The organism is Methylobacterium sp. Leaf125 (assembly GCF_001423085.1).
In the GTDB taxonomy this organism is placed as follows: Bacteria; Pseudomonadota; Alphaproteobacteria; order Rhizobiales; family Beijerinckiaceae; genus Methylobacterium.
In genome coordinates, this window is the sequence record NZ_LMNU01000009.1 from 58,137 (window position 1) to 82,355 (window position 24,219).

26 protein-coding genes and 1 tRNA gene are annotated in these 24,219 nt (G+C 67.1%); 11 read left to right on the forward strand and 16 right to left on the reverse strand.

Going from position 1 to position 24,219, the window contains the following annotated elements; all coding sequences use genetic code 11:
• Window positions 1-51: 51 nt before the first annotated feature.
• The 6 genes from ASF58_RS10535 to fliL form a co-directional block, all read right to left on the reverse strand.
• Window positions 52-465, reverse strand: coding sequence for a hypothetical protein (locus tag ASF58_RS10535; protein WP_055951319.1), 414 nt, complete (start codon window positions 463-465; stop codon window positions 52-54).
• Between the two features lie 38 nt (window positions 466-503).
• Window positions 504-1,136: an invasion associated locus B family protein gene (locus ASF58_RS10540; RefSeq protein WP_244477269.1), complete on the reverse strand. Its 633-nt coding sequence runs from the start codon at window positions 1,134-1,136 to the stop codon at window positions 504-506.
• A 141-nt stretch (window positions 1,137-1,277) separates the two neighbouring features.
• A complete protein-coding gene (locus ASF58_RS10545) occupies window positions 1,278-2,093 on the reverse strand; it encodes a hypothetical protein (RefSeq protein WP_244477263.1) in 816 nt (271 codons plus the stop codon).
• A complete protein-coding gene (locus ASF58_RS10550) occupies window positions 2,090-2,614 on the reverse strand; it encodes a DUF6468 domain-containing protein (protein ID WP_055951325.1) in 525 nt (174 codons plus the stop codon). Before ASF58_RS10550 ends, ASF58_RS10545 begins: the two co-directional genes overlap by 4 nt.
• Window positions 2,615-2,625: 11 nt before the next feature.
• On the reverse strand, window positions 2,626-3,843 hold the full coding sequence (gene fliM / locus ASF58_RS10555; RefSeq protein WP_055951326.1) for a flagellar motor switch protein FliM: 1,218 nt from the start codon (window positions 3,841-3,843) through the stop codon (window positions 2,626-2,628).
• A gap of 52 nt (window positions 3,844-3,895) precedes the next feature.
• Entirely contained in the window at window positions 3,896-4,399 is a 504-nt protein-coding gene (gene fliL / locus ASF58_RS10560; protein WP_055951329.1) for a flagellar basal body-associated protein FliL, read from the reverse strand.
• Between the two features lie 285 nt (window positions 4,400-4,684).
• Here fliL and flgF point away from each other — a divergent pair, with 285 nt between their 5' ends.
• From flgF to flgH, 4 genes are read left to right on the forward strand one after another with little or no spacing between them, the layout of a single operon-like run.
• Entirely contained in the window at window positions 4,685-5,425 is a 741-nt protein-coding gene (gene flgF, locus ASF58_RS10565; protein WP_055951331.1) for a flagellar basal-body rod protein FlgF, read from the forward strand.
• 12 nt (window positions 5,426-5,437) lie between these two features.
• Entirely contained in the window at window positions 5,438-6,229 is a 792-nt protein-coding gene (flgG, locus tag ASF58_RS10570; RefSeq protein WP_055951334.1) for a flagellar basal-body rod protein FlgG, read from the forward strand.
• Window positions 6,230-6,243: 14 nt separating this feature from the next.
• Window positions 6,244-7,329: a flagellar basal body P-ring formation chaperone FlgA gene (flgA, locus tag ASF58_RS10575; protein WP_055951337.1), complete on the forward strand. Its 1,086-nt coding sequence runs from the start codon at window positions 6,244-6,246 to the stop codon at window positions 7,327-7,329.
• 47 nt (window positions 7,330-7,376) lie between these two features.
• Window positions 7,377-8,123, forward strand: a complete 747-nt coding sequence (gene flgH / locus ASF58_RS10580) for a flagellar basal body L-ring protein FlgH (RefSeq protein ID WP_055951341.1) — start codon at window positions 7,377-7,379, stop codon at window positions 8,121-8,123.
• A 71-nt stretch (window positions 8,124-8,194) separates the two neighbouring features.
• Here the strand turns inward: flgH and dksA are convergent, their stop codons facing one another.
• Complete coding sequence (gene dksA / locus ASF58_RS10585) at window positions 8,195-8,614, reverse strand: RNA polymerase-binding protein DksA (RefSeq protein WP_055951344.1); 420 nt, start codon at window positions 8,612-8,614, stop codon at window positions 8,195-8,197.
• A 584-nt stretch (window positions 8,615-9,198) separates the two neighbouring features.
• On the opposite strand from dksA, the gene ASF58_RS10590 reads away from it, so the two are divergent.
• Complete coding sequence (locus ASF58_RS10590) at window positions 9,199-9,741, forward strand: ferritin-like domain-containing protein (protein ID WP_055951347.1); 543 nt, start codon at window positions 9,199-9,201, stop codon at window positions 9,739-9,741.
• A gap of 22 nt (window positions 9,742-9,763) precedes the next feature.
• On the opposite strand, the gene ASF58_RS10595 is transcribed toward ASF58_RS10590, so the two are convergent.
• The gene (locus tag ASF58_RS10595) at window positions 9,764-10,189 is read right to left on the reverse strand and encodes a flagellar assembly protein FliX (protein ID WP_055951350.1); all 426 of its coding nucleotides are present in this window, start codon (window positions 10,187-10,189) and stop codon (window positions 9,764-9,766) included.
• Window positions 10,190-10,495: 306 nt separating this feature from the next.
• Between ASF58_RS10595 and ASF58_RS10600 the strand changes: the two genes are divergently transcribed.
• From ASF58_RS10600 to ASF58_RS10610, 3 genes are read left to right on the forward strand one after another with little or no spacing between them, the layout of a single operon-like run.
• Window positions 10,496-11,569, forward strand: a complete 1,074-nt coding sequence (locus ASF58_RS10600) for a flagellar basal body P-ring protein FlgI (RefSeq protein WP_244477271.1) — start codon at window positions 10,496-10,498, stop codon at window positions 11,567-11,569.
• A 45-nt stretch (window positions 11,570-11,614) separates the two neighbouring features.
• The gene (locus tag ASF58_RS10605; RefSeq protein WP_055951355.1) at window positions 11,615-11,992 is read left to right on the forward strand and encodes a rod-binding protein; all 378 of its coding nucleotides are present in this window, start codon (window positions 11,615-11,617) and stop codon (window positions 11,990-11,992) included.
• Complete coding sequence (locus ASF58_RS10610) at window positions 11,976-12,464, forward strand: hypothetical protein (protein WP_055951408.1); 489 nt, start codon at window positions 11,976-11,978, stop codon at window positions 12,462-12,464. The genes ASF58_RS10605 and ASF58_RS10610 overlap by 17 nt, the downstream gene beginning before the upstream one ends.
• Before the next feature lie 54 nt (window positions 12,465-12,518).
• Here the strand turns inward: ASF58_RS10610 and ASF58_RS10615 are convergent, their stop codons facing one another.
• The 4 genes from ASF58_RS10615 to ASF58_RS10630 all read right to left on the reverse strand — a co-directional run bounded on the left by ASF58_RS10615 (window position 12,519) and on the right by ASF58_RS10630 (window position 18,104).
• Window positions 12,519-12,842 (reverse strand): porin, encoded by a 324-nt coding sequence (locus ASF58_RS10615; RefSeq protein WP_156375631.1) that lies wholly within the window; start codon window positions 12,840-12,842, stop codon window positions 12,519-12,521.
• Window positions 12,843-12,917: 75 nt separating this feature from the next.
• Window positions 12,918-14,480 (reverse strand): hypothetical protein, encoded by a 1,563-nt coding sequence (locus tag ASF58_RS10620; protein ID WP_244477265.1) that lies wholly within the window; start codon window positions 14,478-14,480, stop codon window positions 12,918-12,920.
• Window positions 14,481-14,785: 305 nt separating this feature from the next.
• The gene (flgK, locus tag ASF58_RS10625) at window positions 14,786-16,663 is read right to left on the reverse strand and encodes a flagellar hook-associated protein FlgK (RefSeq protein ID WP_055951364.1); all 1,878 of its coding nucleotides are present in this window, start codon (window positions 16,661-16,663) and stop codon (window positions 14,786-14,788) included.
• 46 nt (window positions 16,664-16,709) lie between these two features.
• On the reverse strand, window positions 16,710-18,104 hold the full coding sequence (locus ASF58_RS10630) for a flagellar hook-basal body complex protein (RefSeq protein WP_055951367.1): 1,395 nt from the start codon (window positions 18,102-18,104) through the stop codon (window positions 16,710-16,712).
• A gap of 252 nt (window positions 18,105-18,356) precedes the next feature.
• Between ASF58_RS10630 and ASF58_RS10635 the strand changes: the two genes are divergently transcribed.
• Together ASF58_RS10635 and ASF58_RS10640 are read left to right on the forward strand one after the other, a co-directional pair.
• Window positions 18,357-18,824: a BLUF domain-containing protein gene (locus tag ASF58_RS10635; protein ID WP_055951371.1), complete on the forward strand. Its 468-nt coding sequence runs from the start codon at window positions 18,357-18,359 to the stop codon at window positions 18,822-18,824.
• Between the two features lie 55 nt (window positions 18,825-18,879).
• Window positions 18,880-19,332, forward strand: a complete 453-nt coding sequence (locus tag ASF58_RS10640; protein ID WP_055951374.1) for a response regulator — start codon at window positions 18,880-18,882, stop codon at window positions 19,330-19,332.
• 184 nt (window positions 19,333-19,516) lie between these two features.
• Here ASF58_RS10640 and ASF58_RS10645 read toward each other — a convergent pair whose 3' ends face one another.
• The 3 genes from ASF58_RS10645 to ASF58_RS10655 form a co-directional block, all read right to left on the reverse strand.
• Window positions 19,517-20,308, reverse strand: coding sequence for a DUF2189 domain-containing protein (locus ASF58_RS10645; protein ID WP_055951376.1), 792 nt, complete (start codon window positions 20,306-20,308; stop codon window positions 19,517-19,519).
• A gap of 240 nt (window positions 20,309-20,548) precedes the next feature.
• Window positions 20,549-22,168, reverse strand: a complete 1,620-nt coding sequence (locus tag ASF58_RS10650; RefSeq protein WP_055951380.1) for a peptide chain release factor 3 — start codon at window positions 22,166-22,168, stop codon at window positions 20,549-20,551.
• Between the two features lie 101 nt (window positions 22,169-22,269).
• A complete protein-coding gene (locus ASF58_RS10655; RefSeq protein WP_055951383.1) occupies window positions 22,270-23,022 on the reverse strand; it encodes an SDR family oxidoreductase in 753 nt (250 codons plus the stop codon).
• Window positions 23,023-23,120: 98 nt separating this feature from the next.
• Between ASF58_RS10655 and ASF58_RS10660 the strand changes: the two genes are divergently transcribed.
• Window positions 23,121-23,195, forward strand: a tRNA-Gln gene (locus tag ASF58_RS10660).
• Window positions 23,196-23,856: 661 nt separating this feature from the next.
• Here ASF58_RS10660 and ASF58_RS10665 read toward each other — a convergent pair.
• The coding region (locus ASF58_RS10665; protein ID WP_244477267.1) for a sugar phosphate nucleotidyltransferase at window positions 23,857-24,219 on the reverse strand (363 nt) is incomplete at its 5' end.

Sequence of the window (24,219 nt, forward strand, 5' to 3'; positions counted from 1 at the left end):
CCCGTCGAGGCTAACGGGCGCTTAAGACGCAGTGCCGCTTTGTCCGGACCGCTAACGTTTGACGATCAGACCCGGGATCGTCCGGCCTGTCTCGCCGAAATTCTCGGCGGCACGGGTGCAATTGGCGGAAATGTCCTTGGTGTAGATCTCCGTATAGGCCCGGCTGCGCAGGTTCAGGTCACCCTGGGCAAGATCGTCGGGCGCGACACCGAGCCCGGCGACGACGGCATTCAGGCGCTCGGTGTTCGGCTTGAGGTCGCGGCAATAGGTCTCCACGAAGGCCAGCAGGCCGGAAAGCTTGGCCGCGCTGTTCTTCTGGCGCTCCGCCTTGGCCTCGGCGGCCGTCGGCGGGGGGCCGGGCGGCTTCTCGGGCGGTCGTTCCTCCTGGGCCAGAGCCGGGGCCACCAGGGCTCCGGCCACCATCAGGGTCATCAGGCTTCGGGTCAGCAGGGCCGATCTCTTCATGGGCAAGCTCCTCGGGTTCGGCTCCGCCGTGGTCCGCCTCAGCTCGTCAGCGCGATGGCGCGGGCCAGAGCGTTGGCAAACCCCTCGAGGGGCACCGTGATGGTCACGGGCTCCTTGGCCTCCGGCTTCGTCGCGGAGACCAGCAGGTTCTTGGCGGTCTTCATCGTGTCGGTCGCCAGGGTGGGAAGGCTGATGGGCACGAGGCATCCCTCCTGGCTGCAGGACAGATAGGGCGCGCCCTTGCCGAGCACGGCCTCGTCGAGCTTGAACGAGATGCCGGGCTCGATGGCGAGGCCGAGCGGCATCAGGATGAAGCCCTGCGCGCGCCCATCGTTCGGCGGCCGGATCTCCAAGGCGAATTCGCGCCGACCCTTGGCCCCCTGGGCCTGCATGATCGCGCATTCGGCCTTGGCGTTGGCCTCGGCCTTCGCGCAGGTCACGGTCCAGTCGCCATAGACCTCGCTGAGGGAGCTTGCCCCGGTCGGCCAGCTCAATGCGGCGGCCTGGGTCGCCGCGGGCTTTGCCGGAGCCGGCTTCGGCGGGGCGGCCTTGCGCGGTTTCGGCTTCGCCGGCGCCTCGGTGGCGGCCGGAGCGTCGGCGTCCTGCGCGGCGGCGGGGGCCGCGATGGTGAGGGCCAAGCTCAGGGCGGCGAGGATTCGGATCAGGCTGATGGACGGCACGTGCTTGGCTCCCCGAACCCGCGCGGTGGGGATTTCATCCGCTCGGGATGCCTGCCCCTAGTCGGGCGCGGACGAACGCGCAATGGAGGCCCGGACAACCCAGTGGATGACCGTCCGCAAACGTCAGGGAGGTCAGCGCCTGGGCGGGGGCGTCGGTGCGTCGATCGCCGGGAGTTCGTTCGGACCGAGACCGGCCGCGACCGTGGCCGCCGGGCCACCGCCCTGCCCGCGCGCCCGGTTGGCCAGGGCCACGGTGAGCTTCTCCGCGGGCTCCGACTGCATCAGCGCCAGCACCTCGGCCATCTTGCGCGGATTCATCGCCAGGACGATGGGCACGAGGACGTCGAGGTTCAGCCGATCGAACACCCGCGCGGCGTCCTTCGGCTTCATCGTCTCGTACATCGTGACGATGTTCTTCAGCGCGGCCCGCTCGGTTTCGGCCCGCTGCGCGCTGCCCCCCTCGGCCTTGTCCTCACCCTGCTTCAGCGTATCGACGCCCTCCTCCAGCTTGCGCTCGGCGGTACCGATCAGCTGCTCGCGGAGATCGAGGGCCTCGCTGCGCTGCTTGAGGGTATCGCGGCGGGCGGAGAGGCGCTCGAGGATGGCGCGCTCGGACGCCGGCATCGGCTCCGGCGGCGGCGGTGGACGCGGCACCGGCTTCTCGGGTTCCGGAGCCGGCTTCTCGGGTTCCTTCGGCGTCACCGAACCGGTGGTGGACGGGTCGGAGGGTTCGTAATTGGTGCGGGCCCTGGCGAGGACGCGCGCGAACTCCGGCATCGTTGCCCCCGGCTGCGGCTTCGATTCCTCCACCGCGATGGCCGCGACCTTCAGCACCAGGAGCCCGGCCGCCGCCAGGGTCACGGCATCGATCAGGCGCAGTTTCAGCGGCCGCGTCTCACGGAACCGGATGAGGCTGCCGGACCGCTTCCCGTGAGGCGGCTTCGTCACGCGGCCTTGCTCCGCAGGCGGCCGAGGGCGCGCTCGGACATGGCGAGGGCGGCGGCTGCGGCGACTCCGAGGCGCTCACCGTTGGGACTCGACGGTGCGGCCGGTGCGACGCGGACGGGCGGCACCACGCGCTCGAGGTTGCGCGGCTCGGCCAGGGGAGCCGGAGCGGACGTGCGCGCGATCTCGCGGGTCGGGGCGGCCTGGGCCACGATGGAGGCAATGCGGGCGATCACCGTCTCGCCCGCCTCCACGTGGGCTGCGAGGTCGGTGGCGTAGCGCTCGGCGGTGCCCAGGCGGTCTGCCAGGGTGCGGTCGCATTCATCGAGGGTGGCGCGCAGGCCGACGATCGCCCGCTCGGCGGTGGAGCTCGCCATCACGAGATCGCCGATGGTCTGGCGCAGGGCGGCCTCGTCGGCCTTGAGCTTGGTGATGCGGCCGCTAAGGCGCATCGAGGAGACGATGCTGGCGACCAGCAGGACGGCGACGAGGCCATCGGCCAGGAGGGTGACGAGGAGGCTCATGGCTGGTCGCGTCACCCGTCGTTGCGGTTGTTCATGGAGGCCTCGAAGGCCTGGAGCGTGGTGCGCGAGCGGCGCAGGGGCCGGGTGAGCTGCACCGCGATGTTGTCGTCGATCCGGCCGATCCGGCCCTGGGTGAGGGCCCAGTCGCCGCAGCGGACCGCGATCAGGTCCGAGGGTTTGGTGTCGAACATCAGCGTATCGCCGACCTTGAGCGACAGCACCTTCTTCAGGGGCAGCATCATCTCGTGCAGCACCGCCTCCATGGTCGCGTCGGCCTGCCAGATCTCCGTGGCGAGGTGACTTTCCCAGACGTGGTCACGGCCGAGCTTCTCGCCCATGAAGCTCTGCATGAGCAGTTCACGGATCGGCTCGATCGTGGCGTAGGGGAACAGGATCTGTAGCAGGCCGCCGCGCCCGTCCATGTCGAGCTTGAGGCTGATCAGGATGGCGGCGTTGGCAGGTCGGGTGATGGTGGCGAAGCGCGGGTTGGTCTCGATCCGGTCGATGGCGAAGCGCACCGGCGAGAGCGGCTGGAACGAGAGTTCGAGGTCCGTGAGGATGATCTCCACCAGGCGCCGCACGAGCTGCATCTCGATCGTCGTGAAGGGACGGCCGTCGAGGCGGGTCGAGGAGCCACCGCGCTTGCCGCCGAGAAGCAGGTCGAGAGTCGAGTAGGCGAGATTGGATTCCACCGTGACGAGGCCGGAATTCTCCCAGGCATCGGCCCGGAAGACACCGAGCAGGGTCGGCAGCGGGATCGCGTTCAGGTAGTCGCCGAAGCGCACCGAGGTGATGTTGTCGAGGGTCACCTCGACGTTGTCCTGGAAGAAGTTGCGCAGGCTGGTCGACAACAACCGGATCATCCGGTCGAAGACGATTTCCAGCATCGGCAGGCGTTCGTACTGAACGACGCCCGAATCGACGATGGCGCGGACGCCGCCGGCCCCGGAGGCCGAGAGCTCGCGCAGAGAGAAGCCGAGGACGCCGTCGATCTCGTCCTGGTTCAGGATGCGGTCGTTGCCGGCGAGCTCGGGGAGATTGTCGGTCTCCCCGTCCTCGATCATCGTCGCCCATTCGGCGGCGACGTCGCTGGCATGGGTGGTGGTGCCCTGCTCGGCGAGGGCCGCGCCCCACTCGTCGGCGAGCGAGGCTTCGCCCCCCTCGCCGTTCTGGGCGATGAGTGCGGCGGCCCAGTCGTCCTCGTCGATCTCGTCTTCCGGTCCGGCCATCAGACTCTCGTCACCTGTGAATTCTCAAAACATTCCGAGATGGGGCGGCAGCCTATTGGATCACCACGTCCTTGAAGAGGACCGCCTCGGCCCGGGCCGGGTGGATGGCGACGTTGACCCGACGCAGCAGTTCCTCGCGCAGGCGGTAGATGCCGGCCGATCCGGAGAGGTCGCTCGCGCGCAGTTCGCGCAGGTAAACTTGGAAGGTGTCCTCGATGCGCGGCATCAGCGGCTTCACCTCGCCCTCGACCTTGGCGTCCTTGAGCTCGATCGCGACCTTGATCTTGGCGAAACGCGTCCGGTCCTGGCCCGGCTCGCTGGCCAGATTGACCATCATCTCGCGGACGTCGAGGAAGACGACCGGCTTCTTCACCTCGGCGACCGCTTCGCCGTGGCCGTCGCCCGACTTCTTCTTCAGGAACACGAAACCGCCACCACCCGCCAGCGCCAACACCACGGCGCCGATGATGATGAGCTTCTTCTTGCCGCCTTTCGGGGCTTCGCCCTCGGCCCCCTCCTCACCCTCGGCGTTGGCCTTCTTCGGCTTCTTGGCCATCGGTGGACCTCGGGACTGCGCGGTGGGGTGAGCGGCACGCGCTCCACGGCATCGACACCCCCGGACGTCGACCCTCGCAAAGGTATCGGGCGAACAAGGTTAACGCGTCGTTAAGGCGGCAAAAGCTGCCGGGTCGGACTTGCCGCGCGGACGGACGCGGCAATCGCTGCCTTCCCCTCTCGGTTCGATCAAATCACTGAACAAAAGAAGGAAATCGCGATCATCAGAACTGGCACGGCCCATGCGGATGGTGGTCCATCGTCGCTCGTCGGGGCTGAGAGTGTCATGCAGAACGCATTGTTCGTGGGGGTTTCGAGCCAGGTCGCGCTTCAGCGCGAGCTGGACGTCATCGCCAACAACATGGCCAACATCTCCACCAACGGCTTCAAGGGGCGCAACAGCCGCTTCCAGGAATACCTGATGCCGGTGGCGAGCGCGGATTCGTTTCAGAAGCCGGACCGCCGCGTCTCCTACGTGATCGACCAGGGCACTGCCCTGGACCTTGCCCAGGGGCCGATCGAGCAGACCGGCAATCCCCTTCACGTCGCGGTGCGCGGCGAGGCCTTCCTGGTGGTGCGCACCCCGAACGGCGACCGCTACACCCGCAACGGCGCCTTCGAGACCGATGCGCAGGGCACCCTGGTGACCAGCGACGGTTACCCGGTGCAGGGCGAAGCGGGTCCGATCCAGATCGGCCAGCAGGAGACCGGCGTATCGATCGGCCCGGACGGTACGGTCTCGACCAACCTCGGCATCCGCGGTCGCGTCCGCCTCGTCACCTTCGCCAATCCCCAGGCCCTGACCAACGAGGGGGCGAATCTCTACGCCTCCGCCGCGCAGCCCCAGGCGGCCGGCCTCGCCGGCCGGGTGGAGGCCGGCGCCCTGGAGCGCTCCAACGTGAAGCCCGTGATCGAGATGACGCGGCTCATGGACGTGAACCGCACCTACACCATGGTCTCGGGCGTGATCTCGCGCCTCGACGATCTGCGCGGCACGGCGATCCGCCGTCTCGCCGACGTCGCGTAAGGATCTCGGCAGATGCGCGCCCTCTACGCAGCCGCCACCGGCATGGCGGCCCAGGAACTCAACGTCCAGGTCATCTCGAACAACATCGCGAACCTGCGCACCACCGGCTACAAGCGCCAGCAGCCGCATTTCCAGGATCTGCTCTATCAAAACCTGCGCCGGGCGGGCTCCTCGACCTCCGACCAGAACACCCAGCTGCCCGCGGGCCTCGCCATCGGCTCGGGTGTGAAGACAACGTCGACCGCCCGGGTGATGTCGCAGGGGACGCTGACGAGCACCGAGAAGGAATACGACGTCGCCATCCGTGGCGAGGGCCTGTTCCGGGTGACGCTGCCGGACGGGCGCACGGCCTACACCCGCGACGGCTCGTTCGACCTCTCCGCTCAGGGGCAGCTCGTCACCCGCGACGGCTACCTCGTCGATCCCGGCGTGACGGTACCGAACAACGCGACGTCGGTGACGATCAGCGCCCAGGGAGCGGTCCAAGCGACCGTCCCGGGACAGACCGCGCCGCAGGCCCTGGGCCAGTTCCAGCTCGCCCGCTTCGTCAACAAGGTCGGCCTCGAATCGATCGGCGACAACCTGTTCATCGAGACCGCCGGGTCCGGCCCGGCGATCAACGGCCTGCCGGGTTCGGAAGGGTTCGGCAACCTGCAGCAGAGCTATCTCGAGGAGGCGAACGTCAACGCCGTCACCGAGATCTCGTCGCTGATTGCGGCGCAGCGTGCCTACGAGATGAACTCGAAGGTGGTGACCGCCGCCGACCAGATGCTCTCGACCACCTCCCAGATGTTCCGCAGCTGATCGAGGTCCTGACCATGCATGCCCTCAGACAGATCGCCCCGCGCCGTGCGACCCGGGTCTCGACCCTGAGCGTCGCCATCGTCGGGCGCACCCTCCTGGCCGTCCTGGCCTTCTCCGTCCTCACCTTTCAGGTCCTGGCCCAGGAGGCCCGCGTCCCCGCCCAGGAGGCCCGCCCCGCCGGCGCGACCCTGCGCCTGCGCGGCGACGTCACCGCCCGCGGCGACGTGCTCACTCTCGGCGACCTCATCGAGGGAGCCGCGCCGGAGACGGCGCAGCGTCCGCTGTTCCGCGCGCCGGCTCTCGGCGCCACCGGCACGATCCAGGCGCGCCGCATCGCCGACGCGGTGGCCGGTCTCGGGCTCGGCCCGGTGGAGACCGGCGGCCGGGTTCAGGTCTCGGTCCAGCGCGCCGCCCGCCGGGTGACCCAGCCGGAGATCGAGGCCGCCCTGAAGCGTGCCCTGGAATCCGGCTACGGCGTCGACCCGCGCAATCTCGCCATCCGCCTCGACGGTGAGGCCCCGACCCTTCTGGCGCCCCTGGACCTGAACGGACAGGCGGTCGCCCTCGACCTCAGCTACGATCCGCGCTCGCGCCGGATCGCCGGCCTGATCACCCTGGGTGAGCGCCAGGCCTCCCTCCGGGTGTCGGGTCAGGTCATGGAGATCCGGGAGGTTGCCGTCCTGGGACGCAGCCTCAATCGCGGCGAGACGATCAACGCGGCCGATCTCACCCTCGAGCGCCGTCCTCGCGAGGCAACGCCGTCGGACGCGCAGGGATCTCTCGGGGATCTCGCCGGACAGGTGGCGCAGCGCAGCCTCAGCGCCGGTGCGATCCTGCGCTCGGGCGACCTTGCGCCGCCCGACCTCGTTGCCCGGGGCGAGGCCGTGACCATCCTGTTCGACTCTCCCGGGCTCAATCTCTCCCTCCGGGGACTGGCCAACGAGGCCGGCCGCCTCGGTGCCATCATCACGGTCACCAACCCGGTCTCGAAGAAGATCCTGTCCGCCACCGTGACCGGACCCGGCCGCGTCTCCGTCGGTCCCGCGCCCCTGGTGCGCCAAGCCAGCGCCGCCCTCGACGGTTCCGCGCTTCAGCGCTGAGCCCCTCCGTCCGCGCCCCCTCTCGGTTTGCCAAAGGTTCGGTCCCGATGACCTACCGCGTCTCCCCCGCCCTCGCCGTCGCACTGCTCTGCACGACCCTCGGCGCCTGCAACACCGCGGACCGTCTGTCCCAGATCGGTGCGACGCCGGCCCTCTCGGCCATCGAGGACCCGACCGCCCAGGCCGGCTACAGGCCGGTGCGCCTGCCGATGCCGGAGGTCCAGCCCGTCTCCTACGCTCCGAACTCCCTGTGGCGGACGGGCTCGCGCGCCTTCTTCAAGGACCAGCGGGCCGCCCGGATCGGCGATCTCGTCACCGTGAAGGTCAACGTCACCGACAAGGCGAACCTGAACAACGAGACCAAGCGGTCGCGCTCGAACGCCGAAGGTTTCGGCCTGCCCAACGCCTTCGGTCTCGAGACCAGCAAGGGGGTGGCGGCGGCCGGGATCAGCCCCGACAAGCTCATCAACGCCACTTCGACGACCTCGAGCGACGGTGCCGGTTCGGTTCAGCGCAACGAGACCGTGACCACCAGCGTCGCGGCCATTGTCACGCAGGTCCTGCCCAACGGAAACCTCGTGGTGGAGGGCAAGCAGGAGATCCGCATCAACTTCGAGGTCCGTGAACTCATCGTCGCGGGCGTGGTCCGGCCCGAAGACATCGAATCGGACAACACCATCGATTCGAGCAAGATCGCCCAGGCCCGGATCGCCTATGGCGGACGCGGCCAAATCACCGATGTGCAGCAGCCGCGCTACGGCCAGCAACTGGTCGACGTGCTGCTGCCCTTCTGAGGCGCGTCGGGGCCATTCGTCCCTCTGGGCGCGCAGGTCGTTGAATCGCGATCCACCCGGGACCGGGCCTCTCAGTCGTCCCGGTAGACGCGCTCGCGGCGCTCGTGGCGTTCCTGCGCTTCGAGCGACAACGTCGCAATGGGGCGGGCATCCAGGCGCTTCAGCGAGATCGGCTCGCCGGTCTCCTCGCAATAGCCGTAGGAGCCGTCCTCGAGCCGCGCCAGGGCGGCGTCGATCTTGCCGGTGAGCTTGCGCTGCCGATCCCGCGCCCGCAGCTCGATGGCCCGGTCCGTCTCGGAGGAGGCACGATCCGCCAAGTCGGGATGATTTTCGTTCTCGGTCTGGAGTGCGACCAGCGTATCCTGGGCCTCACGCAGAATATCGGACTTCCAGCCGAGGAGTTTGCGACGGAAATATTCCCGTTGCCGATCATTCATGAACGGCTCGCTCTCACTCGGTACGTACCCGTCCTCAATCGTGACCTTCGCCATTCGCGCCTCTTGCAGCCGGTCCGCGGCGATCATTTTGCGTGGCTATAATGCAGGGTGCAGGCCACGACAACGCATCGTGATCCCACGCACCGCAATCCTCTCGGATGTTTTGCGCGCTGCGGCAAACACGCAACGGCTGCAACGGCGCCACCAGGGGATGTGCGCTGCAACAGAGGTCTGGCTTTGTCACCCAGAAGCTGTCCTGCGTTAAAATGCAGGTCGGTGTCGCGAAGGGTCAGGAAAGGATCTCCGACCAGGAGCAGGTTGGAGTGGTCAGAGGGAGGACACGCAAAATCCTGTCCTGCCGGGGTCGCACGGCGTCCGCGCAAAGGCTTTGCAGACTCCTATTGTTCTGAAGCGCAAGACGATATCTTCAAGAAATCGATAACTTTCCGTCTGATGACGCTATTTTTAGCCTCAGAGATTGCGAATAAGGAGGGAGATTAAAGGACAATTTGAGGGGAACTGGTTTCGATGCATGCGGTTCTCCCGGTGCGATGCTGGCGGGACGCTTCAGGGTTTTCGGCCCTGACTCCGCTGGTGATCGCGCCTCTTTCCACCATCGGAAGTTCGGAGATCGCCCCATGGCAGCCAAGGCCAAGACCCTGCACGACGCGTTCTACGAGACTCTCAAGGACGTCTACTACGCCGAGAAGCAATCCGTGCGAGCCCTGAAGAAGTCGGCGAAGGCGGCTGAGCACGCGGAGCTTCGCAGCGCGTTCGAGACCCACGCGGAGGAAAGTGCCGAGCAGGTGGAGCGCCTCCAGCAGGTTTTCGAGATCATCGGCAAGCCGGCCCGCGCCAAGACCTGCGAGGCGATGCAGGGCATCACCTCCGAGATGGAGGAGGATCTCGAGGATTTCGGCGATAGTCCGGCGGCCGATGCGGTGCTGGCCGCGTGTGCCCAGGCCGTCGAGCATTACGAGATCGCCCGCTACGGCACCCTGAAGACCTGGGCGCGGCAGCTCGGCTACGAGGACGCTGCCAAGCTTCTCGAACAGACCCTTGAGGAGGAGAAGAAGACCGACGCCCTGCTGAGCCAGATCGCCGAGCAGATCAATACCGAGGGCAGCGAGGGCGCCGCCGAATCGGACCAGGCGCCGCGGACCAAGAAGACGAAGGCCTGACATCGGCCCCCGCCCCCGCGCCTCAAGCGGCGCGGGCGGCGGACAGCTTGGCGAGTTCCACCGCGGCCCGCAGCTCGATCTCGGCGATCAATCCGTCGAGACGGGGGTCGCCGCTGGTGCCGCTGCGCTCCGATAGCCGAGCCGCGATAGCCTGCAAGTCGTGCGTTGAGACGCGGCCCATGATCAGGGAGGCCTTCAGCCGGTCAAGCCCATCGAGCAGGTCGTTGCCGCGCTGGGCCGACCGGCGCCGGCGCTCCTCGGGTGTGTCGGTGTTGCTCTGCAGGGTGAGGATTGCGTCGAGGCCGGCGAGCGATGTCGCCGCGGTGGTGCCCGGCCCACCGGTGCTCGTCGCGGGCCCGGCGACAGAGAAGGCGGGCGCGCTCTCGCCCCGGCGCGGTGCCGCGCTCGGTCCGGTGCTGGCAGTGACGAAACGGGTATCGACGCGCATGAGGTGAAACCGATCGGGGCGGTGGTCCGCCCAGCGTCGACAGAATCCGGCAGCCTTGGTTAACCGGTCGTTAATGACCCGGCAGAACGTGCCGGGTCGGCATGAAGCGTCCGGGAAATCCCATCGAAAGCTGCGGATATCTTCGAAGAAATCGTTCAAAAACAAGGCATTAGTGAAAACGTTCGGTTGGCATGGTCCTGGCAGACTGGACAGGACCTTCCCGTCGCAAAGTGCGCCATGACCGACACTCCGAACGGCCCCACCCGAATCCGGCACCTCGCCCTCTGCATCCTGGCAGGGTGGGCAATGCTGGTCGGCCAAGCGGTCCCCGCCCTCGCCCTGTCGCGGGTCAAGGACCTCGCCAGCGTGGAGGGCGTGCGCCAGAACCAGCTCGTCGGCTACGGCATCGTGGTCGGGCTCAACGGCACCGGTGACACGCTGAACAACATCCCGTTCACGAAGCAGTCCCTCCAGGCGATGCTGGAACGTCTCGGCGTCAACACCCGTGGGGCTACCATGCGCACGCAGAATCTCGCGGCCGTGATGGTCACCGCGAGCCTGCCGCCCTTCGCCACCCAGGGGAATCGCATCGACATCACCGTCTCCTCCCTGGGCGACGCCAAGTCCCTCCAGGGCGGTACGCTTCTGGTCACGCCGCTGCTGGGTGCCGACGGCGAGGTCTACGCCCTGGCGCAGGGGTCGGTGGCCATTGCGGGCTTCTCGGCCGAGGGCGACGCCGCCAAGATCACCCGCGGCGTTCCCACGAACGGGCGCGTGCCGAACGGCGCGATGATCGAGCGCGAGATGGCGTTCAAGATGAACGACATGCGCTCGCTGCGCCTGTCCCTGCGCAATCCCGACTTCACCACCTCGAAGCGCATCGCCGCCGCGATCAACGACTTCATGGGTGCCGATACCGCCGAGCCGACCGACCCGGCCACGGTGACCCTGCAGATCCCCGCCCGCTACACCGGCAACATGATCCGGCTCGTCACCGAGATCGAGCAACTGAAGGTCGAGCCCGACCAGACCGCGCGGGTCGTCGTCGACGAGCGTTCGGGCATCATCGTGATGGGCCGCGACGTACGGGTCTCCACGGTGGCGATCGCGCAGGGCAACCTGACCGTGACCATCACCGAGCAGCCACAGGTGAGCCAGCCGGCCCCCCTCTCCAATGGCACCACCACGGTCGTTCCGCGCACCGGCGTCAAGGTCGATACCGGAGACGGCAACAAGCTCGCCCTGGTCAAGGAGGGCGTGACGCTGCGCGAACTCGTCGACGGCCTCAACGCCCTCGGCATCGGCCCTCGCGACCTCATCTCGATCCTGCAGGCGATCAAGGCCGCGGGCGCCCTCCAGGCCGATATCGAGGTGATGTGATGCCTCTCACCGCCCTCTCCCACATTCAGCCGGAGACCTGATCCCATGCTGTTCGCGCCCCTCGCCGCCAGCGCCGCCCTCGGGGTCGGCAAGGCCATCGTCGGCGACATCGCCAAGACCGTGCAGAGCGCGGTCGGTTCGAGCGCCGGCAGCGCCGCGAAGACGGCGGCCGAAGCCAAGGCCAAGAAGGCTTCGACCGACTTCGAATCGATGTTCCTGGAGCAGTCCCTCGACCGCCTGTCGCAATCCGAGGGCACCGACGGCCCCCTTGGCGAGAACGGTACCGGCGGCGGGGTCTACCGGTCGATGCTGACCAAGGAATATGCCGGCCAGATCGTGAAGAGCGGCGGCGTCGGCATCGCCGACCAGGTGTTCCGTGAGATGATGAAGATGCAGGAGGGTGCCGGTGCAAAGGTCAGCTGACGTCCCGGCACCCCGCGTGTCCGACCGGGCCGGGGCGACGGCCCTGGTCGCGGGGGTGATCGCGAGCCTCGAAGCGCTCGAAAGCGTGCTCGCCCGCGAGAGCGACCACATCCGGGTCGGCCGCCTGCGGGAAGGCCTCGCCGAAAACGAGCACAAGTCGGCCTTGGCTGCGTCCTATTTCCAGGGGCTCGAGGCCACGAAGGCCAACGCCATTGCCCTCGCGCGCTTCGCGCCGGAGGGGATCGCCACCCTCAAGGCCGCCCATGCGCGCTTTACCCAGGCCCTCGAAACCAATCAGGCCGTGCTGGCGACAGCCCGATCCGTGTCGGAAAGCCTCGTGAAGACCCTGGCGGACGAGATCGGGCGCAGCCGTACGCCGACGGTCTATGGCCGCCCGTCCCAGGGCCCCTCCCCCTACGGCCGCAGCGGGGTCGCCCGAAGCCAGCCGCTGGTTCTTTCGCGCAGCCTCTGAACACCGGGGCCGCGAAAGCTTATCGCGAGACGGGAAGCCTCGCCGCGCGGCGCGTCAGGGACGTCCGTGACCCATGCGGACGAAGGCACGCACCGGCCCGAACTCGGATTCGCTGCGCGTGTCGATCGAGAGCTGCCCCGCCGTGACCGGCGCGGCGCCGTTGCTGCCGACATCGATGCCCCCCACGGCACGGCCGCTGAGGCGGATGCAGGTTGGTGAGCCGGGCACGCGCACGAAGCCGGCACCCTGCTTCGGGCAGGGCAGAAGTTTCTCCCCCTGAACCTGCGGCCGCAGGCGCTCCGCCGCGCCGGCTTCCGCCCGGAGGCCGGGCAAAATCAGCACCGCCATGGCCAGCACGGTCTGCATCCTGGGGGTCATGACCGGGCTCCCACATTCGCTCCGGCCCCGGCGTTAAGCCATCCCGGTCGCCGGACCAACTCGCCGATCCCCACCTCAGCTCAGATAGTTCACCAAGTTCAGCTTCGAGAGCATCGAGGTGACCTGGTAGCTCGCCTGGAGCTGCGTCTGCAGCTGCAGCAGCTGTGCGGTCACGTCCTCTGCCGAGATGTTCTCAACGCCGTCGAGCGAGCCCTGCAGGGCATTGCGGTTGGTCCGGTTTTCCGTCTTGGTGTCGGAGAGGGTACTGGCGGCCAGGCCGAGATCGCTGGCGATGCCCGGAACACCCCCCGTGGTGTTGTTCGAGACGAGCAGGGTGTTGGCGTGGTCGGCGAGCGCGCTGAAGCGCCGGGCCTCCGGCGTCCCGCTGACGGCCGTCGTTCCCGCATCGGCCGCGATCATGGCGAGACCGGCGAGCACCTTCCGGATCGGAGCCTCGTTCGCCTGCACGCCGATGTTCAAGACCCGGTTCGCCCCGATCTGTGCCGTGGCTGTGGCCCGCGGATCCGACGCGGTGTCGTCGCCCGTGTACCAGATCACGGTCTTGGTGCTAGCAGCCTCGGCATAGCCCGTCGCTTCGTCATTGTCGAACGTGATACGTCGCGGCGCGAGGCCCGCAGATTGCGACCCTGCGAAGAAGTCTTGCGATGCCAGCGAGGCCGAGCTCGCCGCGAGGCTGGTGGAGGCCGCGCTGGTCAGGGCATTGTTGATGGCACCGGAAAGGTTTGCCGCGATGTCCCCAGTCAGCGAGAACTCGGTGGTGGATGTCGAGTCAACGCTGGCCCGAGCCGTCAGGGTCAGTGTCTGGATCGTGCCGTCGCGCATGCCAACGCTGACCGTGACGGTATCGCCCGCGACCGGTGTTCCCTTGATGCCAAAGCTCAGCGCGGTCGGTTTACCGTTGGCGTAGGCAGAGGTGATTCCAAGGCTTGCCGGTCCTTGAATGCCGGCAACCGTGGCGGTCCCGAAATTCTTCTCCAAATCGGCACCGAAGCGCTTGTTCAGTTCCGCCTCGGCAACGTCCGGTCGGAGGGCTGTCGGATCGTCATCGGCGGCCGTCGCTTTGATCGTGTAATCCACGAAGGTCTGGGTGCCGTCGGCTTGATTGAGGGTGACGCGGATCCGGTCGCCCTCTTTCGGGGGCTGGGAAAGCTTGAAGCTGACATCGGCCGGTGTTCCAAGCGTCATACCGTTGGGATCTATCGCATCGCGGTTGGAGCTCGTCGCACTCAGGAGCCGAAATCCGAAATTAGCGCGCATCTCCATCGCGCTGGCGCCGACGTCATCCTCGCTGATCGTTACGGTCTTCCCGGTCGAAGTGGCGCTGACCCGTCCTGTGCCCGCTCCGAGATCAGCCTTCTTCTGCTCCGCGATCAAGGTCTTGAGGCCAGCAAGGTCCTTCGAGACGTCGCCGTTCAGGATCGTGTCGGTGGAGGCGACCGGTGGCGAATCGGTGGCGCGGCCACCGAAGATGTACTGTCCCGCGAGATCGACGTTCAGGGCATCCACCGCCGCGTCGAGACTGTTGCGCGCGACCTGCGGTGTGTTGGCGATCGTCGAGCTGTTGCTGGCGGTGAGCGAACGCCGCATCCCGTCGCCGAGGGTGTTGATCTGCGTCACGCTCGCGTTGGCGAGGGTGACGCGGGTCGTCGCGTTCGTGATCACCGCATCGTAGCCATCAAGGGCGCTGAGGGCCGCGTGCGCGCTCAGGCTGGTCGTCCGCCCCGTGCCGAGGCTGCCATAGGTCGTGCCGACCTTGCCGCTGGAGAGTTGGTTCGTCAGCGTATCGAGGCGGCTCTTCAGGCCGACAAGATTGGCCGTGTTGCGGTCGCCCAGATAGGTGCTGGCATTGAACGGAGCGATGCTCATCGGGGCCTCGGAAGCAGTCGGGATTTCGGTGGGGCTTGGCGCATGGGAGCCCGGCCTCAGATCCGCAGGAGGGTGTCGAGGAGATCGCGGGCGGCGGTGAGCACCCGCGCGTTGGCGCTGTAGGCGGTCTGGAGCTGCACGAGCTTCGACATCTCCTCGTCGATGCTCACGCCGGAGACGGAGGCGACGCGGGACTGGGCGGTCGCCAGCGCAATGCTCTGCCCTTCGTCGAGATTCTGCGCGGAGGCGGCCCCCGCCCCCTGAGCGTCGATGATCCGCTGGGCGAAATCCTGGACGCTCGCAGTGTAGGGCGCGGCGACGCCGCCGATTCCACTGGCCGCTGCGAAGGTCCGGCTCGCCCCGGTCAGGGCCTGGTACAGGTACTGCGGCCGCGACGCATCCGACGCCAGGGTCTTGGGCGAGAGGGTTACGAGGTTGGCGGTGTTGCTGACCACAGCCTGATTCACGCTGATCCGCTGCGCGAAACCCGTGAGCTGCGAGCCACCGTCGAAGGAGCCGGTGTAGAGCGTGCCCTTCTTGTTTCCATCGACGAAGAGCGGGATCTGCGCGGCGCCGCTCTGGAAGTCGTCCGGGTCCTTCAGCTGCGTGACGCTGGCGCTGACGCCGAGGAGCGTCGGCGCCCCACTCGACGGATCCGAGCGGATGCGCAGGCCGCCGGTGCCGGCGCTCGGCTGGCTGGTGACGGTGAAGCTCGCCCCGAGGGCTGTCTGGATGGCATCGCGCAGCCCGGTATCGGTGCCCGTCAGCTTGATCGGAATGATCGATGCCGTCGGGTCGTTGATATCCGCGCGCTCGATTTTCGGCTCGGAAGCCGAGGTGTAGGGGAGGAGGACGAGGTTGCGCTGCGTGCCAGCGGCATCGCGCACGCTCACCGTCACGGCATTACCGGCCTTCAGTCCGGCGAGGTCGATATCCAAGGCCCCCGTCGTCCCGTCGGTGGGCGGGGTGCCCACCGCGCTGCGATCCGACAGGGAGCGCGAGAGCCCAGCCGCCAGTTCATCGAGCTGGCGCTGCGCCTGCGGCAGGATCGAGTCGCGCAGCTCGATCCCGGCGGCGAGCGAGCCGGACCGGATCGCCTGGGTGGCGATCAGGTCGATCTTGGATCCGCCGGGGGTCGTCGCGGTGATCGTTCCGACCCCCCGGGTCGCCGGGTTATCGGTGTAGTCCGAGTCGGGCGAGAGCGTGCCGCGGCCGTCGAAGCTCAGGATCGCCGCGGCACCGCGATCGACGAGGGTCATGCCCGACGTGGTGATGACCGAGACGGTGCCGTCCCGCTGGTCGACGGTCTGGATGTCCATGTAGGCGGATAGGCCGGTCACGGCCTGGTCGCGCTGGTCGAGCAGGCTGGCGCGGGCCCCCTCGTCGGTCGCGCCGGTGATCTGCGAGTTGAGTTTGGCGATCGAGGCGAGGTACGCGCTCGCCCTCGCCGTATCGCTGCCGAGTTGGCTCTCGGTCGCCGAGCGGAGGTCCTGGACGCCTTGCGCGATGGTGCCGATGCTGGAGGCGAGATTCGAGGCCTTCGTCACCACCGTGGCACGGGCCGGTGCCGAGGTCGGGTCGCTGGCGAGGGCCTGCAGCGACTGGGCGAAGTCGTTCATCACCCCATCGAGGGCCGTGGACGTGCCCGGGGTCCCGTAGAGCTGATCGAGCTGCGTCCGGACTGCCGAGAGGGAGCCGGTATAGGCGGCGCCCGACGTCTCCATGCGCAGTTGCCGGAGGGAGGCCGCGTCGAGGGCGCGCCCGATCGTGCCGACCGCCACCCCCGAATTGCCGACGCCCGTCGAGACGGTGTCGAGCGTGCGCTTCGTGTACCCGACCGTGCCGACATTCGCGATGTTCTGCGAGACGACCCCGATCGCGGCCTGGGTCGCCTTCAGCCCGGCGGAGGCGGTGTTGATGGCGTTGAAGCTCACGAAGCCCCTCCCCTCGGTGTCGGATCGCGTTCGGTGTCAGGCGTCCTCAGCGGATGATGTTGATCAACGCGGACATCATGTCCTGGGCGGTCGAGATGACCTTCGTATTGGCGGAATATGCCTGTTGGGTTACGATCATCTTAGAAAACTCGCCTGCAATGTCGGTATTCGACTGCTCCACATTGCTGCCGACGACGGTGGTTCCGTTCAGTCCGACGAGGGCCGTGCCGGACTCGAGGGTTTGCTGATAGGTGCCGTTCGAATTCGCCTTCAGGCCGTCCGAGTTGGTGAACTGCACCACCTTGATGTTCGCCAGGGCGATGGTGTTGCCATTGCTGTAGGTGCCGGAAACCTTGCCGTCGGTGGTGATGCTGAGGCCGGTGAGTGTCCCCGAGGTGTAGCCGTCCTGAGTCTGGGTGTTTGTCATCACGGTGCCGCCGGCAGAGGTGTAGGCCGTCAGTCCGCCGCTGCCGTAATTGAGCTGAATGTTGCCCAGATTCACGTCGCCGACCGTGAGAGCGGGAATGGTCACCGCGTTGGAGCCTGGCGAAATCAGCTGACCGCTGCTGTTGAACTGGAAATCCGTACCGGCATTGACCCAGGACGTTCCGGAATCCGACACGGTGCTCTTGTCGGCATAGTACAGATTCCAGACATCGTTGGTCGCCGGGGTCGCCCCGTTGGCCGCTGCGCCGTTCTGAACTTTCGCCCACCGCATCTGGATGCCGACTGGTCCACCGCTCGGCGTGTAGGCGGTGAGTGCCGGCCCAGCGATGCTGGTTGCAACGAATTTCTGTATGTCTGCCGGATTGGAAATTTTGACCTGCGCGCCCGTCGAACTCGCTCTCCACGCGGAATCGCCGATGAGTTCCGAGTTCGGCTTGTTGGCGTCCGCCGCGGATGTCGCTGGCGTCTTGGGCAAATTGGCCGAGTAGGTGATCGTTGTGGTGGCGTGCGCCGGTATGATCGAATTCGAGACCTTGATCGGTCCTTCTCCGGTCGCTTGCCCGGTCAGCGGGTCGAGGCTGCTGCCCTTGAGATAGGCGCCCCCGCCGTTGACGAGGTACCCGTCCTTGTCCAGAGCGAAGTCGCCGCGTCGCGTATAGGAATCGCCGGTCGCGAAGTTCGACTGGCCGTTGGCGTCGCCGGACTTGGTGGCCACGGCGAAGAAGCCCTCCCCGTTCAACGCCATGTTCGTGCCGATGTCGGTGGCGTTCAGGTTGCCCTGCACCGTCGTGGTCTGGCGGGAATTCGCCGCGACCGATCCGGCGACCTGCCGGCTCGGCGTCTGCTGCTCGGCGATCAGGTCGACGAAGCTCGTATCGACCCGCTTGAATCCGGTCGTCTGCGAATTGGCGATGTTGCCCGAGATGTTGTCGAGCGAGAACGCCTGCGCCTTGAGGCCGGAGACGGCCGTCTGCATCGCGGTGAAGACATCCATGGCCGAAAACCTTGCGTCACGGTGGCAGTGCCGGCGCGTTCCCGCACGGCTTCAGGCTCATCGAGCAATCGGCATGCCATGGGCAAGTGGTTGATTCTTCGACGCTATCTGGGATCGGCACCCGGCAGAAATCGTACTCTGCCCCGTCCGATCGGCAGCTTTTGCCGGGTCAACAGTCGCAGGCGCGGTCGTTTACGCGCCGTTATCGTCGTCTCGTCTAAGGTCGCCGGAACAAGGTGGTGGATCGAAATCATGAGAGCCAAACGGTCGACCCTCGTCCATCTGATCTACTTCTCGCGACTCAACCTCGCGGCGGATGCGGCGACGCGCACCCGGCAGATCGGCGAGATCACGCGGCAGGCGCAGAAGAAGAACGAATTTTCGGTGATCACCAGCTTCCTGCTGATCGAGCAGAACTTCGCTGCTCAGGTGATCGAGGGCGAGCGGACCTCGGTCAGCGAGACCTTTGCCCGGATCAGCAACGATTCGCGGCATCGTGACGTCCAGATCGTGGAATGGCGCGAGATCCTGAAGCGCGAGTTCGTGAATTCCTTCACCACGGGGATCCGGGGGCCAGTCAACGACGCGATCTTCCAGAAGGCCAACCTGCTCCCGATGTTCCAGCGCGGAACGCCGAAGGGCATCGCGATCCATGCCCTCGCGGCGACTCTCCAGGCGGAGTCGATGACGAAGCAGGGCATCGACCACCTTTTCGTTTGATGCTGCGGTTGCGTGGCGCGCCATCGTCGCCCCGTCCTCAAACCCGTGAAATGTCATGAGCGATACGCCCTCGATCCTCATCGTCGATGACCAGGAGAAGTTGCTCAAGCTGGTCATCCTGCTGATGAACCGGCTCGGCTTTCCCGATGTCGAGGGTGTGACCGACGCGGTCACGGCCCTCGAACGCATGCGGGAGCGGCGCTACGCGCTCGTCATCTCCGATCTCGACATGGAGCCGATGGACGGCCTCTCGTTCCTGCGGGAGATCCGGGCGGACGACGCCCTGATGAACACGCCGTTCTTGCTGACCGAGGCTTCGTTCGACTTCGAGGACATCAACCTCGCCCACCAGGCCGGCGCCGACGCCTTCATCCTCAAGCCCTTCGACATGTCGGTGCTGAAGGCCAAGCTGAAGCAGGTCATCAACCGCAAGCCACGCCGACGCGAGGCGCCGCTGGCCACCGAATCGGCCCTGAGTATCGACTTCCCGATGTTGGGAAAGTTCTGACGCCGACCCCGCGTCGGTTTGCGCCTGGTCGGATGGCACGATCGGTGCGGACCTCCTCGCTCCCGATCGTCGACGGATGGGCCGACAGTGTCGGGGCGTCACACGAGCGGTTGACCGCTGCCTGATCGCAAGGCCGGGCAATGACGACGGGTCCGGGGGCCGTTCATCCGGCTTACCCGACGCATCAGGCGGGGATGACCCGCCTGTAGAGGTGCCAGGTCGCGTGGCCGAGAATCGGCATCACCACCGCGAGGCCAACGAAGAGCGGCAACGATCCGAGGATGAGCAGGCCGGCGACGGTGAAGCCCCAGGCTGTGAGGGTCCGCGGATTGCGCCGAAAGGCGGCGAGCGAGGTTTCGATCGCGGTCAGCATATCGACGTCCCGGTCCACGAGCATCGGCACCGAGACCACGCTGAGCGCGAGGACCAAGAGGGAGAAAGCAAAGCCCACGAGATTGCCGATGACGATCAGGGCCCAGCCCCGTGGCGTCGTCAGTACGTCTTCTGCGAAGGCGAAGATGGACTCCGGCACGCTCGTTCCGTAGAGCGCCCAATAGATCCCCTGCGCCGCCACCAGCCAGCAGGCGAAAACCGCCAGCAGCAGCAGTCCGAGCCCGGCAAGGGCGCTCGCTGCCGGTCGCGTCAGGTTGGCGAAGGCGTAGGCCCAATCGGTGGAAAGCCCTTGCTCGCGGCGACGGCTCAGTTCGTAGAGACCGATCGCCGCGAAGGGGCCGATCAGTGCGAATCCCGCCGCCAGGGGAAAGACCAGTGGGAGGATCTCGGTGCCGAAGGCGGCGGTGGCCAGGACGATGCCGACAATGGGGTAGATGAGCCCGATGAACAGGGCGTGGGTCGGCATCGCCAGGAAATCATCGACGCCGCGCCGCAGCGCCATCGTGAGGTCATGCCCGTCGATGGCGTTCACCACCGGACGGTCCATGCTGTGGCCGAAATCGTGAACCGGAAGGGTCGTCATGGCTCAAGCCCTCGCGCAGGGGGGATGCTCACGACTGCGTCGCCCGAGCCCGTCTTGGCAAGACGAAAGTCCTTGCGAACACAATCCTGCCGCGCATGCCCGTGCGTCGTTGCGCCGAGAGCGAATGCCTTCGACGCTAATCCCTTTTGCCGATCTTGTCTTCAGCCGCGTGGATATGCAGGCGAAGATTTTGGGATACTGTCTGCTGCGGCGCGATAGCTTGGCGCTGGATGGCCTGCGTTACACCGCGCGCTTCTGATAGTCCTTGATATCGCTGAAGCGCACGTCCGGAGCGCGCTCCTCTTCATAGCGCAAGGAAAAGGCCGTGGTGGCCATGAAGACCGGCGCCCCGTCGAGGTCGCTCGCCATGGCGGAGCCGTGGCTGCCGATGAATTTGTCGAGCTCGGGCTCCTTCTCGGCGGTGATCCAACGGCAGATCGAGAACCGGGTCGGCTCGTAGTCGATCGGCAGGCCGTACTCCGCCTGGAGACGTTCCTTCAGCACGTCGAGCTGCAGGGCGCCCACGACGCCGACGATGGCCTGGGAGCCGTCATGCGGGCGGAAAACCTGCACCACGCCCTCCTCGCCCATCTGCTGCAGGGCCTCCTTCAGCTTCTTGGCCTTCATGGCGTCGGTGAGCTTGATCCGGCGCAGGATCTCGGGCGCGAAGCTCGGCACGCCGCGGAACACGATCTCCTCGCCCTCGGTCAGGGTGTCGCCGATGCGCAGGGTGCCGTGGTTCGGAATGCCGACCACGTCACCCGCGAAGGCTTCGTCCGCGATCGCCCGGTCCTGAGCGAAGAAGAACTGCGGCGCGGAGAGCGACATCGGTTTGCCGGTGCGGACCAGCTTGGCCTTCATGCCCCGATTCAGGCGCCCCGAGCAGACCCGCATGAAGGCGATGCGGTCGCGGTGGTTCGGATCCATGTTCGCCTGAATCTTGAAGACGAAGCCGGTCATCTTCGGCTCGGTGGGTTCCACGAGGCGCTTGTCGGCATCCTGGCCGCGCGGTGGCGGCGCGAAGCGGGCAAGCCCGTCGATCAGGTCGCGCACGCCGAAATTGCGCAGGGCCGAACCGAAGAACACCGGCGTCAGGTGACCCTCGCGGAACGCCGCGAGGTCGAAGCGCTTCAGCCCGGTCTCGGCGAGCTCCGCCTCCTCGCGCCAGGTCGCGGCCTCGCCGTCCTCGGTCAGCAACTGGTCGAAGAGCGGATCCGCGACGCCCGACACCGCCACGGTGCCGGCATCGTCGGCCGCGTCGAGGCGGCGCACCCGGCCGTTCCCGAGGTCGTAGGTGCCGGCAAAGCTCCGGCCGCGGCCGATCGGCCAGGTCACCGGTGCCACGTCGAGGGCCAGTACCTTCTCGATCTCGTCGAGGAGCTCGAAGGGATCGCGCGCCTCGCGGTCGAGCTTGTTGATGAAGGTGACGATGGGGATGTCGCGCAGGCGGCAGACCTCGAACAGCTTGCGGGTGCGCGCCTCGATGCCCTTGGCGGCATCGATCACCATCACGGCCGAATCGACCGCCGTCAGGGTGCGGTAGGTGTCCTCGGAGAAGTCCTCGTGCCCCGGGGTGTCGAGGAGGTTGAAGACGCAGTCGCCGTACTCGAAGGTCATCACCGAGGTGACGACGGAGATGCCGCGCTCCTTCTCGATGCCCATCCAGTCCGAGCGGGTCGAGACCCGGTTGCGCTTGGCCTTGACCTCGCCGGCGAGCTGGATCGCGCCGCCGAACAGCAGCAGCTTCTCGGTGAGCGTCGTCTTGCCGGCATCCGGGTGCGAGATGATCGCGAAGGTGCGGCGGCGGGCGACGGGGTCGGCCTTCGCCTCCGGCGGCTTGATCTCAGACTGCATCAGCATGGCGGGCAAAAATTTCCGGGTCCGCGCACGGCGGCACGACGTTCGTGACGAGAAGTGACGAAGGGCTGTTCTGTAGGCGTTTCGGGCGCAATGCGCAAAACTCAGCCGCGTCCGAGATAGGGCATGGCAGTGGCCATCACGGTGAGGAACGGGACGTTGGCCGAGAGTGGCAGGCCCGCCATGTAGACGACCGTGTCGGCCACGTGCCGGGCATCCATGACCGGCTCCGGGCGGATAGTGCCGTCCGCCTGTCGGGCCCCCTTGGCGATGCCCGCCGTCATCTCGGTCTCGGCATTGCCGACGTCGATCTGCCCGCAGGCGATGTCGAAGGGGCGCCCGTCCAGGGACGTCGCCTTGGTCAGGCCGGTGATCGCGTGCTTGGTGGCGGCATAGGGCGCCGAGTGCGGCCGTGGCGCCTGCGCGGCGATGGAGCCGTTGTTGATGATGCGCCCGCCCCGCGGATCCTGCGCCTTCATCATCCGGAAGGCACCTTGCGTGCACAGGAACGCACCGGTGAGGTTCACGTCGACCGAACGCCGCCAATCGTCGAGGGTGACCGCATCGATCGCCGCCCCTGGCGTGAACACCCCGGCATTGTTGAACAGGAGGTCTAGCCGCCCGAACCGCTCGGCGACCCGGGCGAACAATCGCGCCACGGAATCTGCGTCCGCCACGTCCGTCTCCACGGCCTCGGCGGCGGCACCGGCCGCCCGCGCCAGTCCGGCCACTGCCTCCAGAGGGGCCACGCGCCGCCCGGCCAGGGCAAGATCATAGCCCGCTCCGGCCAGCGCCAGGGCCACGCTCCGCCCGATCCCCGACCCTGCCCCCGTCACCACCGCGATCCGCCTGCCCATGTCCTGCTCCCCTATCGCGCCGCCAAGAGCCATAAGCGCCCCCTTCCCCTGTTGCCAGCACCCGACGCTGCGTCTAGACACACCTCCGCCGAGCGCGATGGGGCGTCGCCAAGTGGTAAGGCAGCGGTTTTTGGTACCGCCATTCCCAGGTTCGAATCCTGGCGCCCCAGCCAAGCCTCCTCAGTCCCTGATCTCGCTCGTGTCTCCCGTAGCTGGGTATTCTGTGTGGTCCAATTGGGTCATGGAGGTGGGACACACGCGTGGGACACAGAAGGCGCGCCGAGTGGCGCTCGCAACGAACCTTAACCGCCGGAGCGCCGTCTACTACTGGCGAAGACGCGTGCCGGCGACATTCCGCTCTGTTCATTCGTGAAGCGTTTGCGAGGCATGGCATCCTCCCTCCTTCAGGGTTCAGGATGCCCGAAAGACTTGCGCTCAGCGCGGACCAGTTTGCTGGGTCAGGGTCACACCGCGTGGGGGCCGAACAGATCTCCGTGGCGCGACTGGCTCACGGAGGAGTGTCACAGGGGTGGGGTACGGAAGGAGGGCCGCTTGGTTCTTTCGCGCAGCTTTCCGCTACCGAGGCGCCGTCGACGAGCAGCGATTCTGCTGGCGAACACGCCTCGGCAACTGGCGCGATGCGGCCGCAGCTGCGCCTGAGGGCGGACATGGCGGTTCGCGCGCCACTCGTCGCCCAACTGGAGGCGAGCGCCACCGACCTCTCTATGACGTCCCCGCCCTGCCATCCTCAATGAGCAGCTCACGAGGCTGTGCCGGAACGCCCTCCTCGCCATGGGGCGAAGCGCGATCGTGCGGCAGCCTTCGCGCACGCCGTCAACGAGTCAGGAGTCCTTTCGGGTCTTCCTGTGCGAGTTTGAGGAGGTTCTGTCCGTAGGCGGTTTTGGCGAAGAGCTTGCCGCGGGCGACGAGCTGGTCCTTGCCGATGAAGCCCTGCAGGTAGGCGATCTCCTCCAGGCAGGCCACCTGCAGGCCCTGGCGGTGCTGGAGCGTGCGCACGAACTCGGCCGCCTCCAGCAGGCTGTCATGGGTGCCCGTGTCGAGCCAGGCATAGCCGCGGCTCATGCGCTCCACGTGCARCTGCCCGCGCTCGAGATAGGCCTCGTTGACGCTGGTGATCTCGAGCTCGCCCCGGGCCGAGGGCGTCACCGCCGCGGCGATGTCGAGGACCTGGTTGTC

What these genes read in the sequence shown, in the direction of transcription:
- ASF58_RS10535 (WP_055951319.1), bottom strand. Translation starts at nt 465, where the DNA reads ATGAAGAGATCGGCCCTGCTGACCCGAAGCCTGATGACCCTGATGGTG.
- ASF58_RS10550 (WP_055951325.1), bottom strand. Translation starts at nt 2,614, where the DNA reads ATGAGCCTCCTCGTCACCCTCCTGGCCGATGGCCTCGTCGCCGTCCTG.
- fliM (WP_055951326.1), bottom strand. Translation starts at nt 3,843, where the DNA reads ATGGCCGGACCGGAAGACGAGATCGACGAGGACGACTGGGCCGCCGCA.
- fliL (WP_055951329.1), bottom strand. Translation starts at nt 4,399, where the DNA reads ATGGCCAAGAAGCCGAAGAAGGCCAACGCCGAGGGTGAGGAGGGGGCC.
- flgF (WP_055951331.1), top strand. Translation starts at nt 4,685, where the DNA reads ATGCAGAACGCATTGTTCGTGGGGGTTTCGAGCCAGGTCGCGCTTCAG.
- flgG (WP_055951334.1), top strand. Translation starts at nt 5,438, where the DNA reads ATGCGCGCCCTCTACGCAGCCGCCACCGGCATGGCGGCCCAGGAACTC.
- flgA (WP_055951337.1), top strand. Translation starts at nt 6,244, where the DNA reads ATGCATGCCCTCAGACAGATCGCCCCGCGCCGTGCGACCCGGGTCTCG.
- flgH (WP_055951341.1), top strand. Translation starts at nt 7,377, where the DNA reads ATGACCTACCGCGTCTCCCCCGCCCTCGCCGTCGCACTGCTCTGCACG.
- dksA (WP_055951344.1), bottom strand. Translation starts at nt 8,614, where the DNA reads ATGGCGAAGGTCACGATTGAGGACGGGTACGTACCGAGTGAGAGCGAG.
- ASF58_RS10590 (WP_055951347.1), top strand. Translation starts at nt 9,199, where the DNA reads ATGGCAGCCAAGGCCAAGACCCTGCACGACGCGTTCTACGAGACTCTC.
- ASF58_RS10595 (WP_055951350.1), bottom strand. Translation starts at nt 10,189, where the DNA reads ATGCGCGTCGATACCCGTTTCGTCACTGCCAGCACCGGACCGAGCGCG.
- ASF58_RS10600 (WP_244477271.1), top strand. Translation starts at nt 10,496, where the DNA reads ATGCTGGTCGGCCAAGCGGTCCCCGCCCTCGCCCTGTCGCGGGTCAAG.
- ASF58_RS10605 (WP_055951355.1), top strand. Translation starts at nt 11,615, where the DNA reads ATGCTGTTCGCGCCCCTCGCCGCCAGCGCCGCCCTCGGGGTCGGCAAG.
- ASF58_RS10615 (WP_156375631.1), bottom strand. Translation starts at nt 12,842, where the DNA reads ATGACCCCCAGGATGCAGACCGTGCTGGCCATGGCGGTGCTGATTTTG.
- ASF58_RS10630 (WP_055951367.1), bottom strand. Translation starts at nt 18,104, where the DNA reads ATGGATGTCTTCACCGCGATGCAGACGGCCGTCTCCGGCCTCAAGGCG.
- ASF58_RS10635 (WP_055951371.1), top strand. Translation starts at nt 18,357, where the DNA reads ATGAGAGCCAAACGGTCGACCCTCGTCCATCTGATCTACTTCTCGCGA.
- ASF58_RS10640 (WP_055951374.1), top strand. Translation starts at nt 18,880, where the DNA reads ATGAGCGATACGCCCTCGATCCTCATCGTCGATGACCAGGAGAAGTTG.
- ASF58_RS10645 (WP_055951376.1), bottom strand. Translation starts at nt 20,308, where the DNA reads ATGACGACCCTTCCGGTTCACGATTTCGGCCACAGCATGGACCGTCCG.
- ASF58_RS10650 (WP_055951380.1), bottom strand. Translation starts at nt 22,168, where the DNA reads ATGCTGATGCAGTCTGAGATCAAGCCGCCGGAGGCGAAGGCCGACCCC.
- ASF58_RS10655 (WP_055951383.1), bottom strand. Translation starts at nt 23,022, where the DNA reads ATGGGCAGGCGGATCGCGGTGGTGACGGGGGCAGGGTCGGGGATCGGG.